Source organism: Pedomonas sp. (assembly GCF_036515995.1).
GTDB lineage: Bacteria > Pseudomonadota > Alphaproteobacteria > Sphingomonadales > Sphingomonadaceae > Pedomonas.
Genome location: NZ_DATBUP010000158.1, coordinates 1 through 9,371 on the forward strand (window position 1 = coordinate 1; position 9,371 = coordinate 9,371).

Below are 9,371 nucleotides of genomic sequence, written 5' to 3' on the forward strand. Positions count from 1 at the left end.
AGCGCCTCGCTGCGGCTGGCCGAGACCGGCGCCTTCTCGATCGCATTGGCGAGCTCGTAGATATTGGCGACCGCCTTGTTGAATGCCAAAGCCTCGATATTGGCCGCCACGCTGGCGATCGTCTGGTGCAGCTTTCGGTCGAGCGCCGCATCGCGCCCTTCGCCCGGCTGCACCTCGCTGGTCATCCGCCACAGCCGCTGGACGAAGCGCCATGCGCCTTCGATTCCGGATTCGCTCCACGGCAGGTCGCGCTCGGGCGGGCTGTCGGAGAGCATGAACCAGCGCACGGCGTCCGCGCCGAACTGGTCCACGATCACGGTCGGGTCGACCGTGTTCTTCTTCGACTTGCTCATCTTCTCCGAGCGGCCGACCGTCACGGCAAGGCCGGTTTCGGTCTCGAACACGCCGTCGTCGCGACGCTCCACCTGACCCGGCTCCAGCCAGCGGCCGTCGAGCGCCTTGTAGGTCTCGTGGGTGACCATGCCCTGCGTGAACAGGCCCTTGAACGGCTCGGTGAAGTCGATCCGGCCCACCTTGTGCAGCGCGCGGGTGAAGAAGCGGCTGTACAGCAGGTGAAGGATCGCGTGCTCGATGCCGCCGATGTACTGGTCGACCGGCATCCACCAGTTGGCGGTGTCCTTGTCGAACGGCTTGTCGGCCGGCTGGCTGGCGAAGCGCACGAAGTACCAGCTGGAATCAACGAAGGTGTCGAGCGTGTCCGTCTCGCGCACGGCGGGCTTGCCGCACGAGGGGCAGTTCACGTGCTTCCAGGTGGGGTGGCGGTCCAGCGGGTTGCCCGGCACGTCGAAGGTCACGTCTTCCGGCAGCTTCACCGGCAGCTGATCGGTCGGCACGCCAACCGGGCCGCAGGCCTCGCAGTGGATGATCGGGATCGGCGTACCCCAGTAGCGCTGACGGGAGACGCCCCAGTCGCGCAGGCGGTAGGTGGTGGTGCCCTGGCCCCAGCCCTCGCTCTCGGCGCGGTCGATCACGGCCTTCTTGGCCGCGTCCACGTCCAGTCCGTCAAGGAAGCGGGAGTTGGCCAGACGGCCCGGGCCGACGTAAGCCTCGTCGCCTACCGTGAAGGTGGCGGCATCCGCATCCGTCGGCACCACGACCGGGGTGACCGGCAGGCCGTACTTGCGGGCAAAGTCCAGATCGCGCTGGTCGTGCGCCGGGCAGCCGAAGATGGCACCGGTCCCGTATTCCATCAGCACGAAATTGGCGATGTAGACCGGCAGTTCCCAGCTCGGGTCCAGCGGGTGCTTGACCTTGAAGCCGGTGTCGAAGCCCAGCTTCTCGCCGGTTTCGATGTCGGCCGTCGCGGTGCCGGACTTGCGGCACTCGGCCACGAACGCGGCGGCGTCCGGGTTGTTGCGAACCACGGCTTCGGCCAGCGGGTGGTCGATGGCAATGGCGCAGAAGCTGGCGCCGAACATGGTGTCGGGCCGGGTGGTGAACACCTCGACGCTCGGCTGCGGCGCGGGCTGTGCCAGCTCGAAGCGGAACTTGAGACCCGTGGACTTGCCGATCCAGTTTTCCTGCATCAGGCGCACCTTCTCCGGCCACTGGTCGAGGCCCTTGAGGCCCTCCAGCAGGTCTTCGGAGAAGTCGGTGATCTTGAAGAACCACTGGCTCAGCTTGCGGCGCTCAACCAGCGCGCCGGAGCGCCAGCCCCGGCCGTCGATCACCTGCTCGTTGGCCAGAACCGTGTGGTCCACCGGGTCCCAGTTGACCCAGCTTTCCTTCCGGTACACCAGCCCGGCGTTGTACAGGTCGAGGAACAGGGCCTGTTCCTGCCCGTAGTATTCCGGATCGCAGGTGGCGAACTCGCGCGACCAGTCGATGGCGAAGCCCAGCAGCTTCAGCTGGTCGCGCATGGTGGCGATGTTGCTGTAGGTCCAGCTCGCCGGATGCACCTTGCGCTCGAACGCGGCGTTCTCGGCGGGCATGCCGAAGGCGTCCCAGCCCATGGGGTGCAGCACTTCATAGCCCTGCGCGCGACGGAACCGGGCGATCACGTCGCCCATGGTGTAGTTGCGCACGTGGCCGATGTGGATGCGCCCGGACGGATACGGGAACATCTCCAGCACATAGGCCTTCGGCTTGCCGGACTGGTCTTGCGCATGGAAAGTCTTACGCTCTTCCCAGATGCGCTGCCATTTGGCCTCCGCGGCCTTCGAATTGTAACGAGTCATGGACCTAAAACAGTTCTTGTAGAGTTAGAGCAGCTTTCGGACAGAGTGATACACCCTGTGGATAAGAAAGTGCGACCAACGAATATTCTAGCCGGCCGAACCCACCGAGCCCTGCCGGATCTGGCGGGCGCGGGTGAGAATGGCATCTTCAAGCTTCTGAACGGTGCCGGCCTGAACCGGAGCATCCACCCAGGTGCCGTTTTGGTTCACCTGGCGCTGCACGGCCACCTTCAGGGCGTCGGCGCGCAGGTCACGGTCCAGCACGTAGGCGGAAACCTTCATCCGCTCGTTCGGAGCCTTCGGGTTCACCTTCCAGTCGGTGAGCAGAACGCCGGTGTTGGCGTCCACCTGCTGGGTCGGCATGAACGACAGCACGTCCACGGTGGCGCGCCAGAGGTAGGTGTTGACCCCAAGCGTCGTCATCTTCGCGGGCGGCAACTTTGCCGGAGCCGGATGCTTTCCGCCGCCGCAGGCCGCCAGAGTAATCGCCACGCCCAAACCCAAGCCAATCTGCACGAGCAGTTTCATAGAATTCCCCATTCGACTCTGGGACCCAGTCCCCGCGAAAACCGAACTCTTATAGACATTCGGGAACGGGCGGGCCAAGGCCCGTCACGTCAATCTTCGCATAAGTTTTGTGGATTCGTCGCCACAGTCCTGCCTCATTCGCCGCGTTACGCTTGGGTATGGGGAAGAATGACTGGAAAATGAACGAGTCTCCGGTCATATAAAGTGTAAATACGGGCACAGGGACAATGACGACGTTTTCGCGACTTCTGACGGTAGCTCTGATGATGGCGGCCCCCGCGGCAGCTGCATCCGAGCCTGCGCGCCAGAATGCGGACTCCAACTCAGGGTACCTCTATTTCCGTGAAAGCGGCAACGGCACCACGCTCAACGCGCGCGGTCCGGGTGCAATGACACCCGCGCTTCTGGATAACAAGCAGTCGGCCCGCTCGGTCGTTGCTCCGCTGCGGTCCGCCAGCAAGGCGAAGACCAAGACCGCGGAGCGAACCTTCCTGTTCACGCCGTCGGGCAAGGTCAATGATCGCAAGGCGCTCAGCGTCGGCATCACCACCCGCTCGCTCAATATCGTGGACAAGGATATCGAGAAGGCCGTCAGCTCCATTGACGTCTCCGGCTACAACGTTGGCGTCGCGGTGGGCTACAAGGGCTTCTCGGTCGAGGCCGGTTATTCCCGCCTTGAGGACACCCGTCCGCTCAGCAGCAATGCCGAGGGTGTGGACGTGGGTCTGTCCTATCGCGGCAAGGACTGGAAGACGACCCTTCAGGTCGCTGGCGAGAAGTACGACAACGACACGCCGTCCACCGCTCTGGGGCTGGACAAGAGCTACAGCGTGGAGCTGGGCGGTGCCTATCTCCTGACCCCGCGCCTCAGCCTGACCGGCGGCGTCAAGTATCAGGTGCTCACGCCGGGCTCGGATATGCGCAGCCGCGAGGGCGATCAGGCCAGCGGTTCGGTCTACGTCGGTACGCACCTGAAGTTCTAAAATCTATTATCTGAAGCTGATATTTTCCTTCTGATACAGGACAAATGTGGCATCTGGCCCATATGCCAGATGCCACATATTTTGATCAGCACCTGAGATTCTTTAGGCTTTAGTTTGAATTCTGAGCCGGTGGTGTCGCATATATATTAATATTGATGCCGCCTGACTGCTGTATTGTTTCATTATTTTGAATTACACTACATCCGTATACGCTTATCCCAATAGTAATGCTAATTATGATAATTCTAAAAAAGTATTTTGTCATAAAATACCCATTAAGATTCATGAATAAATCAGATCTTTTCTGGAAATACTAATCCCAATGTCTTGTTAAGACATTGTTGAATAAAAGGTAATTTAATATATTAATATTTTGATTTCTCTCCCCGAAAAAGCGGGATATTCAATTTAATTGAATTTTTATTAAATCGATGCCATTGCTTCCGAGATGCTGCCCGATATGTGCAGTGCACAATTGGACCCGAAGGAATGTTAATATTTAAATTAATGTATTATTTAATAAAGCAAATTAAAACTATTGGCGCTACAATCATGTTTTCATAATTTTATTTGGTCTACAAGCCGAAATGTCTTTCTATTCAACATTAGTTACTTCTAATTATTTTTGTAAAAGTATTTGTTAGCCACGCATCGATCGCGCCCCAGCCGTAAGGCCGTAGCGGCGCGAGGCGTTTCGCTGAAACCTCATCCACGCCGCCAAGCGCCAGCACCGGCACGGGCACGCCCTGTTTCAGCAGGCCGAAGCGCAGCGGGCCGAGGGTGCGCGCATTGGGGTGGCTGCGGGTAGGAAACACCGGAGAGAGGAAAGCGCCATTCACGCCAAGCCGCGCGGCGCGGATCAGCGCGGGCCGGCTGTGGGCGGCGGCGGTCAGATAAAACTGTTTGCGGGGCCGTCTGTTACTGCCGCGCCGGGCCTGCGCTTCCGGCAGGTGTGCACCATCCGCCTTCAACTCCAACGCCAGCGCGACCGGCCCGGCCAGCAGCACCGTCAGCCCGTGCTTGCGGCATGCCCTGATCAGGTGGAGGGCAAGCCGCCTGTCCCGCTTCGGGTCTTTCACCCGCACAATCACCCCTACGTCCTGCGGAAGCCCGGCCAGCACCGTCCAGACCCTATCGCCCAGGCGGGCATCGGTCAGGAACCAGCGGCGGGGCAAGACGTCACGTCTGGAAGCTCTGGGAAGTCTGGAAGTCATTGGCGTCCCGGGTTTTACTCTTTATACACCGCAAGGCCATGAACACCACCGATACACCCCTTTCAGACGCCGCCCAGCGGCTCCGTGACATTCACAGCCGGATGGACAAGGCCGCGCGCCTGGTCGACCGCGCGCCCGGTCAGGCCCGGCTCATCGCCGTGTCCAAGACCTTCGGGCCGGAAGCCATCGAGCCGCTGCTGGAAGCCGGGCAGCGTCTGTTCGGTGAGAACCGGGTGCAGGAAGCGCAGGGCAAGTGGCCGGCGCTGAAGGAAAACTACCCTGACGTTGAGCTTCACCTCGTCGGCCAGCTTCAGTCCAACAAGGCGGAAGACGCGGTTGAGCTGTTCGATGCCATCCACAGCGTTGACCGCTCCTCGCTCGTGCAGGCGCTGGCCAAGGCCATGGACAAAACCGGCAAGCGCCCAAGCTGCTTCATTCAGGTAAACATCGGTGAGGAAGAGCAGAAAGGCGGTGTCGCCCTTGAGGCCCTGCCCGCACTGCTGGAGGAAGCCCAAAGCCTGAACCTGCCGGTGGTCGGCCTCATGTGCGTGCCCCCGGCCGACAAGGAGCCCTCGCCCTACTTCGGGCTGCTCGCCAAGCTGGCCAAGCGCCACGGTCTTCCGCGCCTCAGCATGGGTATGTCCAGCGACTTCGAAACCGCCGTCTCGCTGGGCGCAACCGAGATCCGCGTTGGCACCGCGCTCTTCGGCACCCGCTGAGTTTAGAGTTTTTGCAGGAGGGTCTTAACCCTCCTGGCAACCTGCCATTTTGCTGGAAAGGGCCGTGTCCGAGAAAAAGGGCGCGGCCCTTTTCTGTTCAGGATCACAGGTTCGCTTGTGCTGCCCTTACCCCCAGGTCCTATTCCCGGATTTCGATTACCGTCTGGGGCGTGCATCCCCGTAAGATCGTTACGAGTGTTTCACGTGGAACAGCGACGCACCCCAGCGTCGGCTTCATCGCGCCGGTATCATCATACTTGCAGCAGTGCAGGAAGATGGCACTGCCGAGGCCGGCCCGCGCTGGCGCATCGTTGTGGCCCAGCACGACAATGAAATCGTACAGCCCGTCCTCCCGCCACAGGGTTTCTGCACTGGCATCGAAGGGAAGGCGCACCGCGCTGTTATAGGCGGGATGGTCTGCGTCATCGCACCAGCCGTCCTGTCGGCTGATGCCACGCATCGGCAGGGTGGTCTGCGGTGGTGCCACCCGGTCCGGGCGGTAGTAGACCCAGCGCAGCGGATAGGTACCAAGCGGCGTTGCGCCGTCCCCTTCCCGCTTGTCGGTGTCCGGTTTCGCACCGCCCTTGCCGATGGCGCAGGGCGTGGACTGGCTGCCCCACTTCAGAATGCCGGTGCCGGTTTCAACGATCAGACGGTCAACCATGGGCAAAATCAGCCTTCCTTGCGCGGAAAGCGGTCAGCATAGCGCCGTTTGCCCACAGGCCCAAGGTTCGCCTTACTGCGAACCCCCGCCGCGCTTCAGTGCGTCAAGCTTGTCCAGGTTGGCGGCCATGCGATTGGCGAAGTCCACGCCGCTCATGGCGGGGGAAATCCCTGCAGATTGAGGGGCCTGGGTTGCGGCCCCAGCGCTCCGTGCCCTGTCGTCCTCCCGGCCGGAAGGCACTGCGGCGGCCGGTGCGCTACCGCCGAATGCGCCTAGCAGCGCGGCGAACTGGGCGGAACTCATGTCCACCGGGGCCGTGCCGAGTGAGGGCGCGGCGGGAGCCGCGGCCGCACGCTGGGGCTGTGCCGCCTGCCTAGAATGAGCGGCAGGCAGGCCTTGCGCCTGCATCGGAAGGACAGCCTCTCGGCCGCGCATCTTTCCGGGATGAATGGCCTGCTCGTTTGCCAGCACGGTGGGGCCGGATTTCACATTCTCGGCCTGTACCAGCTGTTCGCCGCCCTTCTTGCCGCCGCCAAAGATCGCGCCGAACACGCTCTCGATCAGGAACACGCCCGCGCCGATGGCGGCACCCACAGGCCCGCCGACCGCAGCGCCAAGGCCGATATGACCGGCGAGCTTGGCGCCTTCGGATATCTTGTCCTTGGTGACGGCGCGATACGCCTGAGAGACACCCGGCACATGCTGAAGCGGGTTCACCGTATCCAGTACTTCCCCGAATACGGATGTACTTTCCCGCTGGGCCTTGCCTTCAACCCTGATGGTCGAGCTGTTGCTGCGGTCCACAAAGGGAAGCAGGGCATTCACATTGGTGCTTGGCATGGCGCAATCCTCCACCCAGACACCAGCAAGACCTGTGCCAGAAATAATATCTATTTATATCAATGCCTTGGTTCAGATGAAACCGCCCGGCCCGGCAGGGATTGCCGCCCTAAGGCGTAACGATGCCCTACAGTAAGTGCCCCGTGCGTTCCTTCTTGGTCCTGAGGTAACCCACGTTGTGCGGGTTGGACGGGAACTGGTGCTCCACCCGCTCCACCACACGAATGCCGCAGGCTTCAAGCCCTGCCACCTTCTGGGGGTTGTTGGTCATCAGCCGCACGGAGCTGAAGCCCAGCAGCGTCAGCATGCGCGCGGCGGGCCAGAAGGCGCGCTCATCCGTCTCGAAGCCGAGGCGGTGGTTGGCGTCCACCGTGTCGAAGCCCTGATCCTGCAATGAGTACGCGCGCAGCTTGTTGATCAGCCCGATGCCCCGCCCTTCCTGCGCCAGATAGAGCAGGATACCCGAGCCATGCTCGGCAATCGCCTTGAGCGCGCCGCGCAGCTGGGGCCCGCAGTCGCACTTGAGGGAGGCGAGCAGGTCGCCGGTAAAGCATTCCGAATGCAGGCGAGAGAGCACCGGTTCGTGCCGGTTCGGCTCGCCGATCACGATGGCCAGATGCTCCAGCGCGCCGTCGTCAGCCCGGAAGGCAACGATCTTGGCGTTCTCCGCATCTTCCAGCGGCACCTTGGCCTGCGCCACAATCTTCAGGCGGGCCGCGCGGGCTTCCGCATAGCCCAGAATGTCCCCCGCCTCGGCCTGTGCCCAGTCCTCCGGTATCGCAGGGTCCAGCACGGTAAGGCAGGCGGGCAGCAGCCGGGCGGCCTTGGCCAGCTCGATGGCGGCCTGCCCCGCAGTTTCATGCGCGCCCATCGGCAACGGGCGGAACGGCCCCTTGAGCGGCACCGCCAGATCTTCCACCGGATCGGCGACTGACAGCAAAAAGCCCAGATCGGCCCGCGCCTCGCGCTCGATCATCACCACCTGATGCCCGGCAGCGCGCGCATCGCTGGTGATCTTGAGCACCTGTGCCCGGCGTCCGCTGATGAGCAGGTCGGCGTGGTTTCCCGCCTCCTGTTCGAAGGCAGCGAGGCTGTCGGCAGAGGCCAGGTCCAGCGCCATCACCGCAATGCGGTTTGCGCCGTCCGCCACCACAACCGGGCGGCCGCGACGCAGCTCATCCACCGCCCGATCAACGGACAGAAGGGCGGCGGGGCTTACCATGTGAAGTCCGCAATGAGCGGTGCGTGATCCGAAGGCTTTTCCCAGCCCCGGATGTCTTCCAGCACCTTGTAGCTGATATTGGTTTCCGCCAGATCGGGCGAGAGCCAGATGTGGTCCAGCCGCAGCCCGCGGTCGCTCTCGCGCCAGTCCTTGGCACGGTAGCTCCACCAGGTGAACTGGCGCTCCGGCGCGGGCATCGCCACGCGGCCCAGGTCCACCCAGCCGTGGCTTTGCTGAAGCTGCTCCATCTTCTCCACTTCCATCGGCGTGTGGCTCACCACCTTCAGCATGTGCTTGTGGCTCCACACGTCGCAGGGTAGCGGGGCGATGTTGAAATCGCCAAGCAGAATGGTGGGCTGCTTCAGCTTCTCTGACCAACTGGTCATGCGGTCGTAGAAGGCGAGCTTCTGGCCGAACTTGGGGTTCAGCGCCGCGTCGGGAATGTCGCCGCCGGCCGGAATGTACACGTTCTCGAGCCGGATGCCGCCCGGCAGCGTCGCCCCCACGTGGCGCGCTTCGTCGTTGCCCTGCCAATCATGGCTCTGGGCATCGTCCAGCTGAACGCGGGAGAGGATGGCAACGCCATGGTGCATCCGCTGGCCGCGCAACTGCTGGTGCGTATAGCCAAGCTCGGCAAAGAAGGCGGCGGGAAAATCCCCGTTGGAGGCTTTGGTTTCCTGAAGGCAGAGAACATCTGGCGCGTGTTCGCGCAGGAAACGGGTCACCAGATCCAGACGGGCGCGGACGGAATTGATATTCCAGGAAGCGATGCGAAGAGTAACAGCCATTTGCGCTTGTACTAAGCCACGCCGCCCCCGTGGACAAGATATTCACAGCGTCGCAGGCGCACTGCTGATGCGACCCTGTCAAAAACGAGAAGGACCCCGCCTCGGGGGCAGGAGGCGGGGTCCGGACTGCGCTCGTCACGCAAGCAGCGGCTGTGTCGGGCAACAGGGGGCAAATCCCGACGGTAGGAGTTGCCGCTGCACATCAGAAATAGGAT

At 62.3% G+C, this 9,371-nt stretch carries 9 protein-coding genes; 2 read left to right on the top strand and 7 right to left on the bottom strand.

What is annotated here, in order from left to right; translation table 11 throughout:
* A partial coding sequence (gene leuS / locus VIG90_RS12050) for a leucine--tRNA ligase (RefSeq protein ID WP_331593767.1) occupies positions 1-2,198 on the bottom strand: 2,198 nt, incomplete at its 3' end.
* Between the two features lie 87 nt (positions 2,199-2,285).
* A complete protein-coding gene (locus tag VIG90_RS12055) occupies positions 2,286-2,726 on the bottom strand; it encodes a DUF3576 domain-containing protein (protein ID WP_331593768.1) in 441 nt (146 codons plus the stop codon).
* 227 nt (positions 2,727-2,953) lie between these two features.
* Between VIG90_RS12055 and VIG90_RS12060 the strand changes: the two genes are divergently transcribed.
* Positions 2,954-3,709, top strand: coding sequence for a porin (locus VIG90_RS12060; protein ID WP_331593769.1), 756 nt, complete (start codon positions 2,954-2,956; stop codon positions 3,707-3,709).
* Positions 3,710-4,314: 605 nt separating this feature from the next.
* Here VIG90_RS12060 and VIG90_RS12065 read toward each other — a convergent pair.
* Positions 4,315-4,884 (bottom strand): thiamine phosphate synthase, encoded by a 570-nt coding sequence (locus tag VIG90_RS12065; RefSeq protein WP_331593770.1) that lies wholly within the window; start codon positions 4,882-4,884, stop codon positions 4,315-4,317.
* Positions 4,885-4,961: 77 nt separating this feature from the next.
* Here VIG90_RS12065 and VIG90_RS12070 point away from each other — a divergent pair, with 77 nt between their 5' ends.
* On the top strand, positions 4,962-5,642 hold the full coding sequence (locus VIG90_RS12070) for a YggS family pyridoxal phosphate-dependent enzyme (protein ID WP_331593771.1): 681 nt from the start codon (positions 4,962-4,964) through the stop codon (positions 5,640-5,642).
* Between the two features lie 139 nt (positions 5,643-5,781).
* Here the strand turns inward: VIG90_RS12070 and VIG90_RS12075 are convergent, their stop codons facing one another.
* The 4 genes from VIG90_RS12075 to xth all read right to left on the bottom strand — a co-directional run bounded on the left by VIG90_RS12075 (position 5,782) and on the right by xth (position 9,156).
* Positions 5,782-6,306, bottom strand: coding sequence for a L,D-transpeptidase family protein (locus VIG90_RS12075; protein ID WP_331593772.1), 525 nt, complete (start codon positions 6,304-6,306; stop codon positions 5,782-5,784).
* Between the two features lie 72 nt (positions 6,307-6,378).
* Positions 6,379-7,146 (bottom strand): hypothetical protein, encoded by a 768-nt coding sequence (locus VIG90_RS12080; RefSeq protein WP_331593773.1) that lies wholly within the window; start codon positions 7,144-7,146, stop codon positions 6,379-6,381.
* 127 nt (positions 7,147-7,273) lie between these two features.
* Positions 7,274-8,368, bottom strand: a complete 1,095-nt coding sequence (ribA, locus tag VIG90_RS12085) for a GTP cyclohydrolase II (protein ID WP_331593774.1) — start codon at positions 8,366-8,368, stop codon at positions 7,274-7,276.
* Positions 8,362-9,156 carry an exodeoxyribonuclease III gene (xth, locus tag VIG90_RS12090; RefSeq protein WP_331593775.1) on the bottom strand — a complete coding sequence of 265 codons (795 nt, stop codon included), beginning with the start codon at positions 9,154-9,156 and terminating at the stop codon, positions 8,362-8,364. The genes ribA and xth overlap by 7 nt, the downstream gene beginning before the upstream one ends.
* Between the last annotated feature and the right edge of the window lie 215 nt (positions 9,157-9,371).